Source organism: Mariniradius sediminis (genome assembly GCF_021491425.1).
In the GTDB taxonomy this organism is placed as follows: Bacteria; Bacteroidota; Bacteroidia; order Cytophagales; family Cyclobacteriaceae; genus Mariniradius; species Mariniradius saccharolyticus.
On record NZ_JAKEVZ010000004.1, the window covers coordinates 94,903 to 116,590 of the forward strand.

Genomic DNA, 21,688 nt, shown 5'->3' on the forward strand with positions numbered 1-21,688 from the left:
CCCGTCGACTTCGCTTAGTGATGAAATAACCCATTAACATAATTACCATTAACCAACAATCTTTCCCTCCCATGTCCAAAAACTATTTCCTTGTCGCCTGGCGGAACATGCTCCGCAACAAACTCCGGATGGCGATCCATTTATTGGGATTGGCCATGGGCCTTTCCATCTGCTTTTTGATCTTCAACGTCGTCTGGTTTGCAAACAGCTTTGACAAATTCCACCCTGATTCGGAGCGGATTTTCCGCATCAACACCTTGACCGCTTATGAAGGAGGCGAATCCTATCCCAACTCCGGTACTCCGGGGCCTTTGGGGGAGACGATCCAAGATGAGATTCCCGGGATTGAAACGAAAGGTAGGCTGTATACGCTTTGGGGGACATTGGTCGTCGACCCTTCCGAAAACAAAGTGTTTGGGAGGAGCAATGAAGTTACCTTTTCGGATGGGGGCTATTTTGAAATTTTTCCAAGGAAATGGCTGGCGGGCAATCCCAAAACAGCCTTGGAAAATCCCTCTGCAGCGGTGATCTCAAAGGCAAGTTTGGAGAAATATTTTCCCGGGATGCGTCCACAGGATGTCCTTGGCAAAGAACTGATGTGGGTGGATGCAGACACCGTCACTGCCCAAATCACAGGCGTAGTGGAGGATTTTTCGGAAAACACCGACTTCATTTTTACCGATTTCATTTCCTTTTCCACGATCAAGCACCTGCAAAAAGAGAACTGGTACGGCTTGGACAGTTGGGGAAATGTGAATTCAAGTAGCCAGCTTTTTGTAAAGGCAGTACCCGGTAAATCCGCCAAGGACTTTGATTTCGAATTTGAATCTTTGGTCAAAAAATACTATGAAAACAATGAAGGCAACAGTACCAATTTCTCCGCGGAGCCCTTGGCCGAGTTTCATTTCAACCAAAACTACAACGATACGACGGTTTCTAAGGTCTATCTCAAAGGCCTCATATACATCGCCGGTTTGATTTTGCTCCTAGCTTGCCTCAATTTTATCAACCTTGAAACCGCCCAAGCCATCAGTAGGGCTAAGGAAGTGGGCATTCGGAAGACCTTGGGAGGCAATCGCGGCCAATTGATTTTCCAGTTCTTGGCAGAGACCTTCTTGATCGTCTTGATGGCCGCGGTGCTCTCGGTATTCTTGGCAGAATTGGTCGCTAAACTGTTAATAGACTACTTGCCGACTGGTTTTGTCCTGAAGCTGTTTAACTGGCCAAATCTGCTCTTTTTTGTGGTCATCGTATTGGTCTTAACCGTTGTGTCTGGACTTTATCCGGGATTTATCCTTGCCAACTATCAGCCACAGCGGGCGTTGAAGGGAGAAAAAATTTCCAACAGAGGTTTTTCGATGGGGGTATTTTTGAGAAAAAACCTGACCGTACTGCAGTTTACAGCTTCCATTGCCTTCATCATACTGGTCGGGGTGTTGGGTGCCCAAATGAAATATATCAGCAATCAACCCCTCGGTTTTGAAAAGGATGCGGTCATGTATGCAAACCTCCCTTTCATGTCTGGCGAGGACAAGATGAACTTGCTGAGGGATAGGCTTGCACAGGAGAGTTTTGTGGTGGGCGTAAGCCTGTCGGGCAGTTTGGTGTCGTCGACAAGCCTGTGGACCTCCGATGTCAGGGTTCCGAAAGACAGCACCCAAATGGAGTTTTTCACCCAAGTGATGAATGCGGATTCTGCTTTCACAAATGTAAATGGCGTCAAGCTATTGGCGGGTCGCCGCCCCTCCAATCAGGCAGATGAGATTGTTGTCAACAAACGTTTTCTGAAAGATGCAGGGATAGAAACTCCTGAGGAAATTCTTGGCACGGTTGCCACATTTGGGGGCGAACCACGGACGATTGTTGGTGTGGTCGATGATTTCCACTCACGTTCTTTCAGGGAGGAAATCAGGCCGCTGCTGATTACCTACAATCCGACTTATTTCCAGACGATCAACGTGAAGCTGCAAGGAGGCCAGAATCTTTCGCTCCTCAAAACCCGCCTCGAGGAAGCCTATCGCAGCATTTATCCCTACGAGACGGAGGAATTTCACTTTCTCGAAGCCGAAATGGAGAAATTCTACCAGGATGACCTGAAAATTCAACGAGTCCTCTCATTTGCCTCGGCATTGGCGGTGTTGATATCGATGTTGGGATTGTTTGGGCTTTCTTCTTTTACCATTGCTCAGAAACTCAAGGAAATCAGCATCAGAAAGGTGCTGGGCGCAAGCATCGCCCAGATCCTCGGTATGATTTCCAAGGAATACCTGGTACTTGTAGGAGTTTCATTTGTCCTTGCCTGCATTCCTGCCTACTATTTTGGCAGGGATTGGTTGAACGATTTCCAGTACCGCATCGCGATGCCCTACAGTCAGTTTGTATTTGCAGGTGGAATCGTGCTGCTCATTTGCCTTATGGTAGTGGGCCTGCACAGCTATGCGGCGGCAACAACCAACCCAGCTAAGATATTGAAGGATGAGTGACAGAGGGGAGGGAGTTGTGATCTTGGAAATTTTATAAGCGGACGAGGGAATTTGGTTTTATTTTCCAAATTTTCTCCTCGGCTTGGAAGCTGTTTCCAGCTTAATTTTGATAAAATTCCCTTCAAAACATGCAGTCACCTCCCTTCCACCGTCGTGCAAAATCCCTTTTATTCGGCATACTGCTTTGTATGCAGGGTTTTTTCCTCCAGGCCCAAGAGATGAGTTTTGAGGAGTACAATCCGCCATCCACCTTGGTGGTACCTCAAAATCCTGTGAAACGGGCCAAGTTTCCCTTTATTGATATCCACAGCCATCAATGGAACGTGTCCCAAGAAACAGTCAACCGCTTGGTTCGGGAGATGGACGAGATCAATATGGCTGTCATGGTTAACCTCAGCGGAAGGGGAAGAGGAGCAACTGGTGATATTGACGGGCAGGAATATATGTTCTCGATGATCCGGCGCTTCAATGGTGTGGCGCCTGGAAGATTCATCGTCTTTACCAACCTTTCTTTCAGGGAATTTGGTTCAGCAGGCTGGATCGAAAAGGCAGTTGCGGATTTGGAGAAAGACGTGCAAAATGGTGCCAATGGATTGAAAATTTACAAGAGTCTGGGACTTTCCACCAAGGATATTCACGGAAATAGGGTGCCTATCGACCATCCCGATTTGGATCCTGTTTGGAAAAAGTGCGGAGAATTGGGCATACCAGTGATCATCCATGCTGCGGATCCAGCACCTTTTTGGCAACCCATGGATGCCAACAATGAGCGTTGGCTGGAATTGAAACTCAATCCCGGACGGAAGCGAAGTGATACCGACCCTGCTCCCTTTTCCCAGATTATCGCAGAACAGCATCATGTGTTCCGAAAACACCCAAAGACCACCTTCATCAATGCCCATATGGGTTGGATGGCCAACGACTTAGACAAGGCGAGCGCCCATTTGGACCAATATCCAAACGTCTACTTTGGCATCGGTGCAGTTATTGCGGAGTTTGGTAGGCAACCCAAGCGGGCCAGGAAATTTTTCATTGACTACCAAGACAGAATTCTTTTTGCCAAAGATGCCTACGTAAAGGAGGAGTTCTATACTTACTTTCGGGTCCTCGAAACTGAGGACGAGTATTTTCCATATTATAAAAAATACCACGCATTTTGGGCCATGTATGGTCTTGGGTTACCCGATGACGTCCTTAAAAAAGTCTATTACAAAAATGCGATCAAAATCATTCCCAATATTGATAGGAGTAGATTTCCGGATTGAAAATTGGGTCTCCATTATCGGAAAAAAATTGGCCAAGTTCTGGAAAATGAGTTTACCGGAACTTGGCCAAATTTCTTTTATAAGACAAATTATTGCAACTTAAACCTTATCGGCACACGCATCCGCACCTTGACGGGTCGGCCGCGTTGGTAGCCCGGCTTCCAGATCGGCGCATCTTCTATCACCCGGATTGCTTCCTCGTCACAGCCGCCACCGATTCCCCGGAGCAATTGTACATTGGATATCTCACCGGATTTTTCGACCACGAAGGATACATATACCGTTCCCTCAATGCCCATTCTTCTTGCCGTAGAGGGGTACTTCAGATTTTTGGATAGGTAATCGTTCCATTCGCTCATTCCACCAACCGGTTCGGGCATCACATCCGAAAAATCGACCACTTCTTCAGCAATTTCGATAACTGGCGGACCCTCTAGGATAGTTGGTTCTGGAAGGTCTTCTACCTCGGGCTGGAAAATTACCTCTGGCAACTTGTCCACCAAAACATCGTCTTCAATGGGCGTGATGATGGGAGCAATGATCTTAGGTGGAGGTGGATCTTGGATAGTGATCGGGATGTCAATGGGGATTTCGTCCCAACCAGGAATGTCAACTATTGTTAGATGGTTTTCGCTACCTCTGGCTTGCTTCCATTCGAATGCAAGGAGTACCATTGCTACGCTGAGCATCAAGCTGAAATTGAAAAAAAAGCCGCGCCTTTTTTCCAGATCAAGTCCGGGATTTTTTTTGGTTTCCATGGCTGTATTTATTTTGATAGAAAAAATTAGGTAAATTAAACTAACAAAACAACCAGTAGACGAAAAAATTAGAATATTTTAACAAAAAGAAAGGGGAGAAAAAATCTCCCCTTTATAAGGTTAACCGAGTTTGAATCGGATTGGCAATCTCATACGAACCCTTACAGGTCTACCTCTTTGTTTACCAGGAGTCCATTTCGGTGCTCCGGACACAACCCTGAGTGCTTCCTCATCGCAACCTCCTCCGATACCTCTAAGGAGTTCAACGTCTTGGATAGAACCGTCAGTGTTCACAACGAATACCACGTAAACGGTTCCTTCTACACCCATCCTTCTCGCTTGGGTTGGATATTTGAGGTTTTTCCTCAAGTACTCGTTCCAAGCTTCCATTCCACCTGGGAATTCGGGAGAGTTTTCAACCACGTCAAAGATTTCGTCCGCTTTTTCAACTACAGGCGCATCGGCGATAATAACCTCTTTGATCACAGTCTCTTCCTTCACGTCCACGTCAAAATTTACTTCGATTTTTTCCTCGAGCTCGACTTCATCCGGAATTTCTTGGATTACAGGTTGTTCAATTGGTGGTGGTGGCGGTGGTGGTTGTTCGGTAATTGGAATATCCAATAGTTCTTCGAAGTCATCGGCAACTTGACCCAAGTCTTTCAGACTACCATCATCGTATGATTTGTATTCGAAAGCAGCAAGGGTTAATCCGACGCTGATGGCTAAACCGAGGTTCAGAAACATCCCAGATTTCTTGGACAAATCTGCACTTGGCGTCTTTTTAGCTTCCATGGTTGATTGTTTATTAGGTTAATTTTTCTTTTCGACTCTATACAGGATAACAATTATAACCAAGTATTTTATTTATTACAAGAAAAGAATCACTCTTGTAGAAATTTAACAATAAGATTGGCCAAATAACTGTACCGTTGGCAACCGCAATTTGATTATAAGCGAATAATCCAAACTAACAAACCATTATTTCTTGACTTTTTTGATCGCGATCTTTGAAGTCAAATCAGGCCCCCACTAATTCCCCGTACGACTCTGCATCGAGCAAATCCGCTGGCAGGTCACCGGCGACTTTAACCTTGATCATCCAACCTTTCTCGTAGGGGGATTCATTTACCAATTCGGGAGAGGATTCCAACTCGTCGTTGAACTCGGTGATTTCACCTGTCAGTGGCATAAACAAGTCCGATACGGTCTTAACAGCCTCTACCGTGCCAAATACTTCCCCTGCCTCGATAGTTTCGCCGACTGTTTCGACTTCCACATATACTATATCACCCAATTCCCTTTGTGCAAATTCAGTGATTCCGATAGTGGCGATGTTGCCTTCGATTCTTACCCATTCATGGTCTTTGGTGTATTTGAGTTCTTTTGGGAAATTCATAGTTGATTTTTAATTAAGGTGGTCAAAAATACAAGGATTAACCAAATGTAAAAACCTATTGTGCTAAATTAAATCTAAGCTGTCCACCAAAGGCAGTCGAACTCCGTCTGAAGGCTGTAGTGACCCTTGGGTCGTTGATTATGCGGTCAAAATAGAAGGTAATGTTTAGGCTTTTGCTGATGATGTAGCCAATCGTCGGCCTGATTGAGATATTGAGGTTACCGTTGGTCACCGTGCTTTCCCCTTCAATCTTCCGTTGTATTTGCCGTGTATCCACCACGCGGGTATTGATCCTGATTTGAAGGTCATTTTCGAGTATTTCCTGCCTCCCTTGGATTTTGAAAGGGATTTTCACGCCAGCTTTGGTATAACCAAGGTCAAATCCGAAATCCCTGCTCGTTTGTTCCGTGACTTGTGCGTTAGAGAAATTGAGACCGATGTTTCGCTCAGAATTGTATTCCATGACAATGTTGAGCCTGTCTTTGGTCAACATGTCTACTCTTACCAATGGGGCAAACCGCTCTGACAGCACGACCTGATTGAGCACAAAAACCGGAATGAATTGACCAAATTCATTCACAAGGTTGGCCTGGGGAAGATTTTGAATCCGGTTGTACAACTCCAACCCAGTCTGATAAAGCAAGGAATTTGAGAAATTGCTCACATCATAGGTGGAGGTATAGCCGTGGGTGATGTTGATACTGGAGAAATATTCCTTCAGGGCTGGGATTTGGCTGAGGCCCTTATAATCCAAACGCCAGTTAGGAAGCGGGATCTTTGGAAAAGGATTGAGTGAAATGGTATTTGGGTCCCTTCCGCCATAGGCCGACAAAAACGACAGTGTCAAAACGTCTTGGCCGTTGAGCGCATATTCGCCCCCGGGGTTTTGCGCGTTGAGGCGGCTTTGGATGATGCTTCGATTTTGCTCAAAATCCGTGAATAACGGAGAATTGTTGTTTTGGTCGTTCCTTGCCAACGTGGTACGGATCATCGAATAGGTGATGCTGTATCCACTCATCCTGTTTGGACTCAATGGCGTGAATTCTCCTGGATTGGTACTCGAGTTTCTGAATATCTCTGTATAGTCGCCAGTTTCCCTTTTCTTCGCCTCGAATGTGATCCTGAAATCCCTAAAGGGTTCCACCAAGCTGTTGATTTGAAGGTTTCTAGTCGAGTTCTGTCGGAAAAGCTGCGTAAGCTCGCTGCTCGGTGCCATCAAGCCTTGATTTGCCAAGCCGAATCGGATACTTGGGTCTTGGCTACCGAAGATGAAGCCAAATCCAGGATTCATGAAGCTCCGGTCAAGGCCCAATATCCCCGTTTCGGCCATATAGCCTGGCAAAAAAGTCCCTTCCACAACCGAATAACGGAAATTCACATCTTTGATCATGGTCAGGAGCTTGACGATATTCCTTGTGAAAGGCGTGCCAATGGTATCCTCTGCGGAAACGGAAGTCCTGCCGGGAATCGTTGGTCTTTTCGGAGCATTCAGAGCGCGGTATTTTGCATTCTTGTTGTAGAGCTTGACGAAATCAAGTTTACCGACGAAGGATTGGTCGCGTGTATTTTGGATGACGTTACCCAAAGTATCCCGTTGCCCAATCGCTCCAGTTAGCCAACCGTAGGTTGCCGAATACCGATAATCCACCCCAATCCAATCCAAGGCAGCGACTTTGTCGAGCGGGATCTTATAGTTGAGGTTGGCGTTATGGCTGTAGTTGGTGGTACGGCCAAAACTTCTGATGTTATTGCGGAGGGAATCCCGCTTGGATTCAGTATCGATGTCTCCTTCCGGTTCGTCTACCACCGCCATCACTCTTGCCGCATAGTCCACACGGAGGTTTTTGGTCAAATCCCAGTTGAGGTTATAGGTCCGATTGATAAAGAAGCTTTTTTGGAAGAAAGGGTCCACACCATCCGTCGTCAGTTGGTCGTTGCGGTATTGGGTCCTAATAAATCGCCTGTCCACATCGACCCTTGCAGAGAAGCTGGTGGGCACAAAATTGAAATTGATGTCGTTGATCAGTTTGAATTTTTCCCCTCCGAGCCAAGAAACGTTCTTAAATGGTTCTAATACCATAGGCTTCGGTTGGTACACGTAGGCGATGTTACCAAGATAAGTATCGAACCGATAGCTTTCCGTATTGATATTGCTCTGCCGGACCGTGCCATGTGCATAGGAAAACGAGAAGTTACTTAGGTCGTAGACCTTGTTCTTGTCATTATTGGGGTTCTTGTTTTTCCTTACGTTGGTGAAGCCGATGTTCCTGCGCCGCATTTGATCGACCACTTGGCTGCGATAGAAATCCCGATCATTTTCGTTGGCGAATTTCCGCAAGGTTTCAGAGAAAAGTACATCGGGATTCAGCGGATCGTATTGGGGGTTGATAGTCGCATTTTCGAAGCTGATGTACATCGGAATTGTCATATTCAAGCCCTCGGGAAGAATCTTGTGGACATTGACATTGGCGGAGACATCATATTGCGTCGCCGACGAAAGTGTCCTTTGGGAAAGCCTTGTTTCCAGTCCACCAAATCCAAAAGAATTGTGCCTGACCGAAGTGGATACGGTCGCGACGTCCGCGATCTGTGCATTGAATCTGGCATTGGCAGCCCATCCGGTCGACTCCTTGAAGCCTGTGACCCGCAATTCGTTTGCCCAAATGCAGATCGATTTGGCGGCGGCATTTGCGACAGCGGGATTCCTCACGCCAATCAACATTGCCTGCACGAGGTTCAATTCGGGACGACCCACTACTGTTACTTTGAACTGTCTGATATTTTGTGAAAAAGCAAGATTCAGGGGCACACGTTGCATATCCCGCTCAACTTTTACCCCTACGATCTCTTGGATGGCGATATCGATTTCATTTTCCTGTGGCCAAATCTGAAGCGGATCCCGCGTGCCTTTCGGGGTGATTTTCAGGGGTACTTCAATCTCGTAATAGTTGTCTGTGTAGTCAGTGCCAAGTCTTAGGAATGCTGTCAATTCTCCGTCCTGCGCATCTTCGCTATCGGCATGTAGGAACATTCTGATGCGTTCATACTGTACAAGATCTAGTGAATTGGCATTTTTGAAAACACCTCTTGCATCAAGTGCTTGCAAGTCCTCTACGCAGAGACGGATGGACTGTTCGTTGAGTTGGCGCTCGATAGAAGCCAAGTTGTCGCGGTCCCTGACGATGCCTGGAGGGAGTACATAGGGACTTTGGGTAGCACTTCCCTGGCCGTTTTCCTCGATATTGACGACATCGACGCTGAAGTTGGAGTTGTCCGGTTCTGGAATTTCAAAAAGTCCACGTCCGAAAAGTGATTCTTGGAAGATACGCCATTGGCTCGATACCAACCTGAAGTGAGCCATCCGTAATACAACCGGCTGCTCAAAATCAGTCAGGTAGGCACGCATAAACCGGATTGACTTAAATCCATTTATTTCACCCTGAACCCTATTTGGAGTCCTGACCGGAATCCTGAAGAGGTACCAATCCACTTGGTCACCGCTTTGGCTCGTCGTGACTTTGTCGACGATGTAGTTTTTCCCGACTTCCATCTGACCCGGTCTCAGGTCAATCTCATATTCGTAGTAGGCCTCCAGTTCATTCAGGGTATTGTCATTGTTGAGGTCCTCGTTGTCGGGCAGGTTGGTACTTGCAGGGGTGAAGTTTAGGTTGGTATTGTTAGTGATCGGCGTATTGCCGTCCATGCCGTTGAACTTCTTGTAGCGTTCTAGGATTTTGACGTCGTTGTTGTCAAAGTTCTCATCGAGGTAGTATTGGAAGTTATCGGCAGAGGGGTCTGCAATAATGTTTTGCAATGCCGGTGGACTCACATTAAGCCGATCTATAAAACGCTGCTGGAAGAATTCGGCTTCATTGTCGTTGCGAAGGCCGTCCATCCCCACATCTTGGTTTACGCGCGATTCCGGAGAATTATCGAAAGCGGGAATCAAGAACTGCTGCCGCGTGATACGCCCCCATTCGGTGGTATTTGTCTCAGCGGGATCTCCATTGGCAGGAAGGCCATTTTCAAACCCATGGCGTCCATCCTTGATTACATCCTCGGAAATCTCTCCGAGGTTGAAAAATAGCTTACCACCAGTTGTATTGTTTTGGTTGAAAATACCGTCCAACACACGGCCATTCTCCCCTTGGATAAATGGATCCAAAAGCCAAAACTCCATGTATTCGATATTTGTCCGGTCAAAGTCCACCTCGGTCGTGATCGGTCTCGTTACAGCACCGAAATTTACGCGAGGATCGGGCAATAGACCGCTGGTGGTCAGGTTGGTGTTGTAGTTGTACATTCCCCGCTCGCTTGGGAAATAGGCAAGTTCAAATAGTGGTTCTGGGACCACGATGACATCCCGCTCACGGCGTTGGAAAATTTCCTGTGGCAATACCCTTCTAACGTAGTGGTTAAGTCGGTCCTGCTGGGTGATATTGGTGGGAACGCCAGTGCCTCCGTCACGGTAGAACACGTTGTCTATATTGTACCAAGCAATCCTCGCGCGACGATAGGCATTTCCAAGATTGTCTCCCGTAAGTCCGCTCAGGTCAAATCGATTGTTGTCGGTTTTTGGGGTAGCACCGAGGTACCAACTCTGGGCTGCAGCTCCGCCCAAATAGTAGGGTGTGATGGCCGTTTCAAAGTCGTCGAGGTAAACCGTGGGGTCTCCCGTTACCCGAACCGATGTGCCCGGAAGCAGTTGGGCAAATTCACCGCTGACTTGGACGAGGGATTTTTCCTTGGTACTTGTAAACGGCAAGGCGTCAGCAAGTTTGGTCAAGAACCGGGACTCGTCATTGAAATTTGCATCCAAGCCCCACATACTGTTGCGCAATGTCTCATTTCCAACCGCGATACGGGTGATATTGGGCCTTTCGTTGAGGTAAAGGAAGGTACCGCCCACGTTGAATTTGTCGTTGAGGATGTAGTCGAGCCTTGTTCCCAACATACTTCGTGTCTGAAAGGAAACAAGGTCTGCTTTTTCAAAACTGATGGAAATCCTTTTGCCAGATTGGAGGATCCCTTCGTTGATGATATTTACTCGACCAAAGTTGTAATCAACCGTAAAATCCACCCCTTCTGTCAGTGGGATATTTCCTGCCATCACGATTACCGATCCGGGAGAAACGTTCAAGCCAGGAAGCATAATCTCGGAGGCTGACCCCGCGGTCAAGCGTCCTTTGATAAAAAACTTATCATAACGCGTCACCAATTCGGCATCTGCAAGTGTAGTCCGGTAAAGGGTATCAAAAACGTATTTATTTGCGAGGTTGACTTCGTTGGGAAGAAACAAATCTCTCAGTGTCTTTCCAAAAGGCTCCAGCACGGGAAATACCAATAACCCGCGCTCGGGGAAAATTGTGATTCCCGGGATATAATCGAAGTTGCCATCAGGTGCCGGGTCATTTTGTGGGTTGAGGTTGTCCAAACCCGTCAAACGAATCAACGGCCTGTTCGCCACGTTTTCACCTTCCAAGAGAGCAGGATTATCCAATCCCGTTCGGTCATCCCGATAGATCACCTGCAACTGGAAGCCGTCCCGCTGGATTTGGCTGGCGTTGAGGTTGTAGACGTTTTTCATCATCAGGTCCCATGTTGGGATACGGATGTTGATACGGGCTGGCCTGAGCATCTTGAGAAAGATCATATCGCTCAGCGGGTTGTTTTGGTAGTCTTCGGAAAGTTCACCAACCTTATAAACCTGTCCGTTGTAGGTGTATTCGAACGATACAGCCAAGACCTCGTCGTTTTGCAGCCTTCTTGACAAAGAGAGATATCCGAGTTCGCGATTGAATGTGTATTCTGTTGGAGCGAGTCTTCGCGCTCCATTTACTTGTTCATAATCGATCCCTTTGGATAGCCCCAGATTGGCCTCTATAGCGCTAGATCCTGTATCAAATGGTCTGAATGCGGGGTTTGCGATTAGATTTTTGAACAAAAGGTTGGCGTCATTGCCGGCCGGAGCTCCTGGCGTTCCTGACCCGATGTTTGGATTTTCTGGACGATAAATCCGATTTCCCTCTCCCAAGTCCATAAAAGCCACGAGGTTACGGAGTGTCTCGGTATTCTGGGCGCGGTTCATGATGTAAACTTCCACACGTGTGATATTCACGCCAGAGAGGATTTGAGGCAAACCCCTAAGCCAGCGTTCGTAATTGTCCCTAAAGAAATGTGAAAGGAAAAAGTGCCTGTTTTCGTCGTAGGCCGAGCCTTGTACCTCAAACTGCCTTCCTTGACCTCCAGCCTCAATGACCAATTCATCCCTGCGGCCTCGTTGCGTAGAAGCCACCGCAGTGACAAAAAGCTTCCCGAATTGCAGTTGGGTTTTTACACCAAACAAGTTTTGGGCACCTTGGATCAGGCTGTTTTGTACAGGCATGCTGACGTTTCCAAGCTCGATCGACTTGATGATGTCTTCTTTGAATCCGGTGTATTCTGCCTTCAATTGGTTTTGAAAATCAAAGGAATTGTTGGAGTCAAAGTTGGCCCCAATCTTCAGTTTTTGACCCAAAGTACCATTGACGGACATTTGGATTTGCTGGTTGAAGTTGAAGTTGCCATTTTGCTGTTGACGAATCGGGATCGAGGGATTATCGATCCTGCGGAAGATCGCACCAAGGTCAAGGTTTACAAAACCAGTCGGGGTGATGTTGATTTCATTCCCTCCAAAGATTCGGTCCAAACTCGGGCTTGTCGTGATTGGCGGTATGAGCGAGCGGCTACTGACGGGGCTTTCTCCGTCGAGGCCCCGAGATCGATTGCGCCAATATTCTTGCCTAATACGGTATTCTTGGATTTTGGAGAAATCATCGAAATCATACAACATCCCCGGATCGATTTCCGTGGAGTCCATTTGTTCCTGCACCCGATATTTAAGTACCGAGTCCATTTCCACTCGGATGTTTGACTGTAGTGGGGTTGGACTGTAGAAGGGAGAGTAACTCGGAATGTAGGGGTTTTGCCGTGGATATAGCGGATTGGTATTGAGGTCACCCCAAAGCAAGAAGGAAGGGAGAGCCCTACGCTTATTCAGGGAGTCAATGGGAGAAACCTTGGTGGTGTCTGATGCTACCTTGACAGTATCTAACGCCGCCCTTACGGAGTCTCTGCCAGTTTGTTGAGCCTGTAATTTTGGAGATGAAAAAGCAAAAAGGAGGCATACCAGAATACCAAGAGTATTCCAAAAGCATCTCATGTCATTTTTTCTGGAAAAATGCAGGTACAAAAGTAAAATTGGTTTGTAATGATTAAGGGTTCTTTAAAGATGCTTTAATTAATTCTTCCAAGGAAATATCCGGACCGGTTTTTTTCAGCACTGTGGCTATGTTTTTTTCGGCCACAGGCCTTTGGAAACCCAATGTCAGCAAGGCTTGTAACGCCTCCTCTTTGATTTTATTGTTAGGCGAAGCAAAGGCAGGAATCTGCGCCCCGACCTCACCGAAGGATTCTTTTTTGATTTTGTCTTTCAATTCCAGGATGATTCTTTGGGCGGTTTTTGCACCCACACCCTTTACATTCTGGATAAGCCGGGCGTCTTCGTGAAGGATGGCTGTTTCCAATTCAGCCGAACTCAGCGACGAAAGGATCAGCAGCGCCGTATTGGGTCCCACACCGGAGATGGAAATCAGGTGGAGGAATAGTTTTTTTTCATTTTCTTCCTTGAATCCATACAAGGTATGCGCATCCTCCTTGATATGTAAATAAGTGAGGAGCATGATTAGCTCCTCATCTTTGATTTGTGAATATGTCTGAAGGGAAATCTTGACTTGATACCCAACTCCCGCTATATCGATAATGACGAATGTTGGGTCTTTATGGGCTAGTTTTCCTTTGAGGTAAGCGATCATGTCCTATTCTTGGTTTGCGCGTCTACTACAGCTATAGCCACCATGTTGATGATTTCGCGGATCGAGCTGCCAAGTTGTAATATATGCACAGGTTTATTCATTCCCAAGAGGACCGGCCCAATGGCTTCCGCATTTCCCAGTTCGGACAAGAGTTTGTAAGCGATGTTGCCGGAGCTCAGGTCAGGGAAAATTAAAGTGTTTGCCTTGTTTCCAATCAGCGAGCTGAATGGGTAAGTTTCCTTTTGCAGCTCCTCGTTGACGGCCACGTTGGCCTGCATTTCACCTTCGATGACCATGTTGGGGAATCGCTGCTTTGCCAAAGCAGTGGCTTTGGCGGTTTTGGAAGCGATTTCGCCTTTGGCCGATCCAAAGTTGGAGTAGGAGAGCATAGCAACTTTTGGTTCGATATCAAAGAATCTTACGCCGTCTGCGGTTAGGCCGACGATTTCCACCAATTCCTCTGCTGTTGGATTTACATTGACAGTGGTGTCCGAAAAGAAGAAAGGACCTTTTGCGGTATTCATGATGTACATACCGGCCACACGGTTGACATCTGGACGGACTCCGATGACGTGGAGGGCTGGGAGGATCGTTTTTGGATAATCCTTGGTCAAACCCGAAATCAACGCATCTGCTTGCCCCAATTCTACCATCATCGCACCATAGTAGTTTCGGTCCTTCATGAGTCGGATACATTCACTTTGGGTCAGGCCCTTACGTTTTCTTTTTTCATATAGGATATTCCCAAAGTGTTCGAGTTTGGCCTCGTCTTCATAGGGGTCAATGATCGTCACTCCAGATAGATCAAGGTTATGTTCTTCTATCAATTGGTCGATTTTCTCCTTGTTTCCTAGCAAAATGGGGACGGCGACTTTTTCGCCCCAAAGCAATTGGGCTGCTTTTAGGATTTTGGAATTGTCCGCTTCAGCAAAAACCACCCGTTTCGGATCTTTTTTGGCGCGGCTTACGACACGGAGCATTAGCCGTTGGTCGATTCCAATTCGCTGCTGAAGTTCAAGGTTGTATGCTTCCCAATCAGTGATTACAGTTTTGGCAACTCCCGATTCCATAGCAGCCTTTGCGACAGCTGGCGCGATCGTGGTGATCAATCTTGGATCCAATGGCTTTGGGATCAAATAGGTTTTGCCGAAGGTGATCTTATTGTCACCGTAGGCCCGGTTGACAATGTCTGGAACGGTTTCTTTTGCCAATGCCGCAATCGCTTTCGCGGCGGCCATTTTCATTTCTTCATTGATGCTGGTCGCACGTACATCCAGGGCGCCGCGAAATATGTAGGGAAATCCCAAAACGTTGTTGACTTGGTTGGGATAGTCAGATCGTCCTGTTGCCATGATCAGGTCCTCTCTGGTTGACATTGCAAGGTCATAGGCGATTTCTGGATCCGGATTTGCCAAGGCGAAAACGATCGGATTTTCAGCCATACTGAGAATTTGCTCTGGCGTCACAATATTTCCCGAGGACAAGCCCAAAAACACATCTGCTCCCACAAATGCCTCAGTCAGTGTATGGAGGTCTTGGTCTGTTGCAAATTCTTCCTTGATGGGATCCAGTTTTTCACGGTCTTTCCTGATGACACCTTCCCGGTCGCACATGACGATATTTTTTGGGTTCACACCGAGGCTGATATAGAACCTCGTACAGGAAACAGCAGATGCGCCCGCACCATTGACCAAGAGCTTGATATCGCCGATATTCTTTCCGACAACCTCCAATGCATTGATCAAAGCCGCGCCAGAAATTATCGCCGTGCCGTGCTGGTCGTCATGCATGATGGGGATTTTCATTTCCCGTTTGAGCGTCTGTTCGATTTCGAAGCATTCGGGGGCTTTGATGTCCTCGAGATTCACCCCGCCAAAAGTAGGCTCGAGTGATTTGATGATATGGATGAGTTTCTTCGGGTCATCTTCAGCGATTTCTATATCGAACACATCAATACCTGCGAACTTCTTGAATAATACTCCTTTTCCTTCCATCACCGGCTTGGAAGCCTCCGGGCCGATATTTCCCAAGCCCAAAACAGCCGTTCCGTTTGAGATTACGGCCACTAGGTTTCCCTTGGAAGTGTATTTGTAGACATTCTCTTTGTCAGCTTCGATTTCCTTGCAGGGCTCGGCTACACCCGGGGAATAGGCCAAAGCCAAATCAAGTTGGCTTGACAAAGGTTTGGTGGGTACAACTTCGATCTTTCCAGGACTGCCTTGGGTATGGTAGTTCAGGGCGTCTTGTCTTCTGATTTTGATAGCCATATTGGGTTTTTGTTTTTTCTTACTGATTATTGTGCCTTTGTCTCAGGGGCGACAAGCTGGGTGGCGAGTAATATGGTCTCTATCTCACGGATGGATTCCCGGTGGGCTTCATTTGGATAGTATACAAATCCTTCCATGTAGTACAACTTTCCTTTTTCGGCATCTACCATGATATAGGCGAGGAATGAGCCACCCATACTTAGGTTGTTGGTTTTCCACCCACCCCTGATTTCGACGGCGAAATTATCATTAATCCTGAAATTCGTGAACACCGGCGAAGGATCAAGTCGCTCGGTAATCAAAAAAGAATTCCTGTTGTCAGGATTACCGTAAATGTGTTGTCTCGTGATTCGCTCCCTTAGCGCAATGATGGAATCCGGAAAGGTCTGAAGTTCAGAAGTATAATCGGTACTGTAAAAGAACAGGCTAATATCGGGCCGAGCGGTACTAATGGTAGGCTGTCTGAGCCATAAAAAATTATCAGCGGATTTTGCGATTTGGTAGGAGGCTGGTACGCTAAGCTGCAGGCCTAGCTGTTTTCCTGCCATATTGGCTTCAGAGCTTTTTCTTGCCAGAATCACCTTTTGCATCCTGTTTCTCTCCCGAACCTGGAAGAGGTTTTGGAGCTGTCTTTTGTTTTCTTTTAAATTTTGAATAAGCTCGGCCTCGTTGTTTCCAAAAAGGTACATCACCTCTTGGTCTAGCGCAAATTCGTCTGAATTTCTCAACATGAAAAGGCTGGGGTCCGCTGCGGCTTTTTCCTTTGATTCCTTGGTAAACATTGCATTGATTACCTGACTACCGCCCTTTTTATCGTCGAACGTGGTGACATAGATGATATTAGTGGACATTTTGAGGACTTTGTTCATGGCGCGCGGATCTACCTTTCTCAGGTCATAGAAATTCTCATCCCGAATCAGGCCCGGAATACTACCTTCGAAAACATCCCTAACCGCCTGTCCTACGGGACCCTGCCATTTGATAGAATCGACCGCGACAACAATTTCGCCGATCGCACCCCTTGATTTTGGCTTGTTGGATGAAGTGCCAAAGCCTCCTTTTGCGTCACATCCATACAACAGAACAATGGCCAAAACGAGAGACCAAAGAGGGGAAATAATGCTACTATTTTTCATGGTTAACTTATTTCCCCACAAGTTAGGAATTCTGGACAGGTAGAAAAAATTTTTCCTAACAAAATAGTTAACTTATTTTTAGTTTCTGCCCTGGTTTGATTTGATCAGACTGGAGATTGTTCAATTTCTTTAGTTGGTCAACGGTAACCCCATTTAGTTTCTTGGAGATTAGCCACAAAGTATCCCCTGGTTGTACGGTATAGGATTCGGGTGCTGGACCAGCATTGCCTGAATTCTGCGCCAGGGTATTTTCGAAATTCGCTTGGTTTTTATAAATAACAAGTTTTTGTCCCACCCGGATATTGTTGCTTCTCAGGTTATTCCAAGTCTTTAACTTAGTGACAGTGGTACCATTTCGAGCGGCGATAGTCCCTAATACATCCCCTGATTTCACAGTGTAAATCACCTTTTGCTGCTGTCCCGCACTGCTATTCGTAGTACTTGATGCGACGGCAACGGACTTAATAGGCGTTGCAGTTGAATTACTTGCTCTCAATGCATCTGAACGTTCACTGGTCAATTTGACAGCCTCTGCATATTGCTCTTTATTTGCAGCAATCAGTTCCGCTTTTTCCTTTGGCACACGAATCGCCATATGCAGATTTGTGGCAGGTACGAGCCTGTTTTGTATGGACGGGTTCAAGAATTCGAGATCTTCTACGCATACGCCTGCAACTGTGGCCAATTGTTCCAGATCAAGTTCTTGGTTGAATTTTATTTTTTCAAAAGCAATAGGGTAGGTTGGCTGTTCCAAGAAAAGGTTATGGTCTTCGGTATGTCGCAGCACGTACATCATGGCTTGGAATTGGGGGACATAGCTTCGCGTTTCTTTTGGCAAATAGTCATAGACACCCCAAAAAGTCTTTTTACCTCCGGATCGTTTGATCGCCTTACGGACATTGCCCGGTCCGCAATTGTATGCCGCCAGGGCCAATTCCCAATCACCAAACATCCTGTAGAGCGATTTGAGATAACGGGCAGCCCCTTCTGTAGCCAGTTCCGGATCCATTCGGTCATCAACGTCCCGATTTAGGTTCATGCTGTACATCCTTCCTGTTGCAGGCATAAACTGCCACAAACCCATGGCGCCGACCCTTGATTTGGCTTTTGGATTGAGGCCCGATTCGATGATCGCGAGAAACTTGATGTCTTCGGGCATCTCGTGATCTGTGAGGGTCTCTTCAAAGAGCGGAAAATAGAGATTCTGTCTTTGGAGCACCATTTTGGTGTATTCCCGATTCCGCACGGTGAAATAATTGATGAACGCAAAGATTTTTTCATTGAGTTCAAAAGGCATGTCGGTTTCCATTGCCTTAATTTTTGCCGCCACTTCCTGGTAAGTGAAGTCAGGGATGTACTCGAATTGATAATTCGGCACGATCATTTGCTCCTCAATTTTTGCGTTGCTAAGCCTGTCAAAATCTTGGGCTTTTACGGAAGTTGAAAATAAGAAGCTAAAAAAGAGGGCGGTGATTAAGAAGTGAGATAGATTTTTCATAGCCTAAAATTTAGGTTTAATTCGAGTTTAACTCCATCAGGTAGTTGCCAAAAGCATAAAGCTCGGCTTCTTTGAAAGAATTGGCCATGACCTGAATACCGATTGGAAGTCCTTGATTATCAGTCCCATTTGGCAGTGAAAGGGCGGGCACTCCTGACACTGATGCTTGGACTGTGAAGAGGTCTTCCAAATACATGGCGACCGGGTCATTGCTATGCTCTCCGAACTTAAACGCTGTGGAGGGCGTAGTTGGCATCAAAATGTAATCAAATTTATTCAATAATTCCTCAGTAAATTCTTTAATTAATCTTCTGACCCTCTGAGCTTTGGTAAAATAGGCATCGTGGTAGCTCGCACTGAGCACAAAAGTCCCCAACATAATCCGCCTTTTTACTTCTTCGCCGAATCCTTCCGTGCGTGTCTTTTTGTACATGCTTTCCAGATTATGGGAATTGGGGCTCCTGTATCCGTACTTGACTCCATCGTACCTAGAGAGGTTCGAACTTGCTTCCGCAGTTGTTAAAATGTAGTAGGTTGGCAATACATATTTCAACAAAGGAAAATGCACTTCTTCCACCTGGTGTCCCTCTTGTTTCAGCTTGTCAATAACCGCCAGGGTGTTGGCTTTTATTTCAGGTTGGAGTGCCGCCGATTCGATGGTTTCTGTTAGGTAAGCCACTTTTGCCCTTTTCCCAAAATGCAGGAGTTCGGAATAATGGGGCACGGGTTTTTTGGAGGCGGTGCTGTCAAAATTGTCGGGGCCTGCCATGACTTCCATCACGAGTGCACTATCCCGAACATTTCGCGAAAAAATGCCAATCGTGTCAAATGACGACGCGTATGCGATCAATCCCCACCTCGATACGCGGGAATAGGTAGGTTTAGTTCCAACCAACCCCGTAAACGCAGCTGGTTGCCTTACCGAACCTCCGGTGTCCGTACCAAGAGATACGGTGCACATATTCGCCTGAACGGCGACCGCAGATCCTCCCGAGGAGCCACCCGGCACACGGGACTCGTCGGCGGCGTTTAGAACCCTTCCGTGACAAGTGTTTTCATTGGAACTACCCATCCCAAATTCGTCACAATTCAAGCGCCCGATGATGATCGCGTCTTCGTCGATAAGTCTTTGGATGGCGGTTGCGGTGAATTGGGATTTGAAACCTTTGAGGATGTTGCTGGATGCGTTGAACTCATGGTCTTTGTAGACCAATACATCTTTGATACCGACGACCATTCCTGCGAGTTTGCCGGCCTTGCCAGAGGTGATTTTCTCGTCTACTTTGGCAGCTTGCTCCAAAGCGGAATCCCTATAAACTTCAACGAAGGCGTTGAGGTGCGCCTTCGTCTGAATGTTTTGGAGGTAATAATTGACTATCGCTTTACAATCGGTTTCCCCATTTTCCAGCGACTTTTTTATGTCGTCAAATGAAAGGTATTTTTCCAAAATTATTGAACCTAATTGGTACTCAAACTTTCTTCTTTTTGTCCTTCAGGCCTTCCTCGAGGTCATCCTGAATCTCTTTGGTAGCATCTTTGAATTCTCTGATGCCTCTGCCCAATCCTCTGGCCAGTTCAGGGATTCTTTTGGCTCCGAAAAGCAGAAGAATCACGACGATGATCAGAAGGATCGATCCTCCGCCCATGTTTTGCAAGAAACCCAATGTTGTCATGATGGTATTGTTTAAATGGTATACTGTTACAAAGATAAAACTGTCAGCATCTAACACAAAGGAAAGATGGCCTGCTGCGCCCTTTTTTTATAAAGATACGAATTATTTGTTTTAGCGTCCTGCTAGCCAGAATGATGGGTCCAAAGGCTGCAATCCTTTCCAAGTTTCAAAGTGTACTTCCGCGATTCCATCCTTGTTGGTATACACTTGGCCAAGGACTTGTTTTGCCTTTACTTTGTCGCCTGTCTTCACGGAAATCACCTTTAGTTTGCTGTAGAGTGTGTAATACTCCCCGTGTTTTACCAAGATCGTGCCTCCATATCCGGGCAAGGTTCCGATCTTGGTGACCTCACCATCGAACACGGCCCTGACATTCGCGTTTGGAGTGGTTTGGATGTCGACTCCGTCATTGTCTTCGACAACCCCCTTTACGGTCGGATGCGGGTGCGTACCAAATCGCTTGCTGATAAATCCACTTTCGACCGGCCATGGGAGTTTACCCTTGTTTCCTGCAAATGAACTGGAAAGCGCGGCCGCTTCGGGTGTGAGCGGAATACTGCTTCCTGATGCACGACTGGCATTGGAATTGGCTTTTTTGGCGTCAGCTTCAGCTTTGCGGATTTCCTCCTCGATGATCCGCTTGATCATGGCATTGAGGTTTTCCTGCTGTTTTTTCGCGGCGGCAATTTTTTTGCGGATTTCCGATTCTTGCTTGGAAAGCTGGTTGACGATCTTCTGCTGTTCCTGTTTGGATTTGTCGAGTTTCTCCTTCTGCTCCTGTTCTTGGGTGAGAACTTCTTGTTTTTGGTTCTTTTTGTCCTCGAGCATTTTCTTTTGTTCAGCCAACTCCATACTGGTGCTGTTGATCAGTTCTACCTGCTTTTTGCGTGCGTCAGAATATTGTTTCAAATATTTGAGCCGCATGTAAAACTGCTTGAACGTGGCTGAACTGAAGATAAAGGCGGTGATCGAAAGGTTTGCATTCAGCTTGGAAGCTGTGTAAACCATCCCGCTGTATTCCTTTTTGAGTGTCTGGAGGTCATTTTCAAGCTGGGTAATATTGGTTTCAATTTCCTTGATTTCCTTGTTGATCAGGGTAACTTCTCTGCTGAGTGTCCGAATAAATGAAACGCGACTCTGCAGCTGTTTATTGACCGCATTCAGCTGTCCGATGGACACTTTCTTCGTTTCAGCGGTTTTTTTCAAAATTTGGTCAAATTCCGACAGCCGTTTTTGGACCTCATTTTTTTCCTTTTCAAGCTGTGCCCTGGTTTTCTGTGTTTGGGAAAAGACTTCCCCTCCAAGTCCAAAACTCAGCGCCGTAATCAAAAATATGACGAACAATCTTGATCTCAT

At 46.6% G+C, this 21,688-nt stretch carries 13 protein-coding genes; 2 read left to right on the forward strand and 11 right to left on the reverse strand.

Annotation, left to right across the window (positions count from 1 at the left end; genetic code table 11):
• The first annotated feature begins 71 nt into the window (after positions 1–71).
• Positions 72–2,483 (forward strand): ABC transporter permease, encoded by a 2,412-nt coding sequence (locus L0U89_RS06560; protein ID WP_234860800.1) that lies wholly within the window; start codon positions 72–74, stop codon positions 2,481–2,483.
• Positions 2,484–2,671: 188 nt separating this feature from the next.
• Positions 2,672–3,748, forward strand: a complete 1,077-nt coding sequence (locus L0U89_RS06565; protein WP_234860957.1) for an amidohydrolase family protein — start codon at positions 2,672–2,674, stop codon at positions 3,746–3,748.
• A gap of 89 nt (positions 3,749–3,837) precedes the next feature.
• Here the strand turns inward: L0U89_RS06565 and L0U89_RS06570 are convergent, their stop codons facing one another.
• From L0U89_RS06570 to L0U89_RS06620, 11 genes are all read right to left on the reverse strand, one after another.
• The gene (locus tag L0U89_RS06570) at positions 3,838–4,506 is read right to left on the reverse strand and encodes an energy transducer TonB (protein WP_234860801.1); all 669 of its coding nucleotides are present in this window, start codon (positions 4,504–4,506) and stop codon (positions 3,838–3,840) included.
• A gap of 120 nt (positions 4,507–4,626) precedes the next feature.
• A complete protein-coding gene (locus tag L0U89_RS06575) occupies positions 4,627–5,301 on the reverse strand; it encodes an energy transducer TonB (RefSeq protein ID WP_040479306.1) in 675 nt (224 codons plus the stop codon).
• Between the two features lie 226 nt (positions 5,302–5,527).
• Positions 5,528–5,905: a glycine cleavage system protein GcvH gene (gene gcvH / locus L0U89_RS06580; protein ID WP_234860802.1), complete on the reverse strand. Its 378-nt coding sequence runs from the start codon at positions 5,903–5,905 to the stop codon at positions 5,528–5,530.
• Positions 5,906–5,960: 55 nt separating this feature from the next.
• Positions 5,961–12,800, reverse strand: coding sequence for a T9SS outer membrane translocon Sov/SprA (gene sov, locus L0U89_RS06585; protein WP_234860803.1), 6,840 nt, complete (start codon positions 12,798–12,800; stop codon positions 5,961–5,963).
• A 358-nt stretch (positions 12,801–13,158) separates the two neighbouring features.
• Complete coding sequence (gene ruvA / locus L0U89_RS06590) at positions 13,159–13,758, reverse strand: Holliday junction branch migration protein RuvA (protein ID WP_008625487.1); 600 nt, start codon at positions 13,756–13,758, stop codon at positions 13,159–13,161.
• Positions 13,755–16,025 carry an NADP-dependent malic enzyme gene (locus tag L0U89_RS06595; protein ID WP_234860804.1) on the reverse strand — a complete coding sequence of 757 codons (2,271 nt, stop codon included), beginning with the start codon at positions 16,023–16,025 and terminating at the stop codon, positions 13,755–13,757. Before L0U89_RS06595 ends, ruvA begins: the two co-directional genes overlap by 4 nt.
• 26 nt (positions 16,026–16,051) lie before the next feature.
• Entirely contained in the window at positions 16,052–17,161 is a 1,110-nt protein-coding gene (locus tag L0U89_RS06600; RefSeq protein ID WP_234860805.1) for a DUF4837 family protein, read from the reverse strand.
• Positions 17,162–17,228: 67 nt separating this feature from the next.
• Entirely contained in the window at positions 17,229–18,659 is a 1,431-nt protein-coding gene (locus L0U89_RS06605; protein ID WP_234860806.1) for a lytic transglycosylase domain-containing protein, read from the reverse strand.
• A 16-nt stretch (positions 18,660–18,675) separates the two neighbouring features.
• Positions 18,676–20,106, reverse strand: a complete 1,431-nt coding sequence (gene gatA, locus L0U89_RS06610) for an Asp-tRNA(Asn)/Glu-tRNA(Gln) amidotransferase subunit GatA (RefSeq protein ID WP_234860807.1) — start codon at positions 20,104–20,106, stop codon at positions 18,676–18,678.
• 22 nt (positions 20,107–20,128) lie between these two features.
• The gene (tatA, locus tag L0U89_RS06615; protein WP_008625483.1) at positions 20,129–20,332 is read right to left on the reverse strand and encodes a twin-arginine translocase TatA/TatE family subunit; all 204 of its coding nucleotides are present in this window, start codon (positions 20,330–20,332) and stop codon (positions 20,129–20,131) included.
• Between the two features lie 111 nt (positions 20,333–20,443).
• Positions 20,444–21,688: a murein hydrolase activator EnvC family protein gene (locus tag L0U89_RS06620; RefSeq protein WP_234860808.1), complete on the reverse strand. Its 1,245-nt coding sequence runs from the start codon at positions 21,686–21,688 to the stop codon at positions 20,444–20,446.

Excerpts from the sequence above, each read along its gene's own strand:
- L0U89_RS06560 (WP_234860800.1), top strand. The coding sequence starts at position 72 with ATGTCCAAAAACTATTTCCTTGTCGCCTGGCGGAACATGCTCCGCAAC.
- L0U89_RS06565 (WP_234860957.1), top strand. The coding sequence starts at position 2,672 with ATGCAGGGTTTTTTCCTCCAGGCCCAAGAGATGAGTTTTGAGGAGTAC.
- L0U89_RS06570 (WP_234860801.1), bottom strand. The coding sequence starts at position 4,506 with ATGGAAACCAAAAAAAATCCCGGACTTGATCTGGAAAAAAGGCGCGGC.
- L0U89_RS06575 (WP_040479306.1), bottom strand. The coding sequence starts at position 5,301 with ATGGAAGCTAAAAAGACGCCAAGTGCAGATTTGTCCAAGAAATCTGGG.
- gcvH (WP_234860802.1), bottom strand. The coding sequence starts at position 5,905 with ATGAATTTCCCAAAAGAACTCAAATACACCAAAGACCATGAATGGGTA.
- sov (WP_234860803.1), bottom strand. The coding sequence starts at position 12,800 with ATGGACTCGGTACTTAAATATCGGGTGCAGGAACAAATGGACTCCACG.
- ruvA (WP_008625487.1), bottom strand. The coding sequence starts at position 13,758 with ATGATCGCTTACCTCAAAGGAAAACTAGCCCATAAAGACCCAACATTC.
- L0U89_RS06595 (WP_234860804.1), bottom strand. The coding sequence starts at position 16,025 with ATGGCTATCAAAATCAGAAGACAAGACGCCCTGAACTACCATACCCAA.
- L0U89_RS06600 (WP_234860805.1), bottom strand. The coding sequence starts at position 17,161 with ATGAAAAATAGTAGCATTATTTCCCCTCTTTGGTCTCTCGTTTTGGCC.
- L0U89_RS06605 (WP_234860806.1), bottom strand. The coding sequence starts at position 18,659 with ATGAAAAATCTATCTCACTTCTTAATCACCGCCCTCTTTTTTAGCTTC.
- tatA (WP_008625483.1), bottom strand. The coding sequence starts at position 20,332 with ATGACAACATTGGGTTTCTTGCAAAACATGGGCGGAGGATCGATCCTT.
- L0U89_RS06620 (WP_234860808.1), bottom strand. The coding sequence starts at position 21,688 with ATGAGATCAAGATTGTTCGTCATATTTTTGATTACGGCGCTGAGTTTT.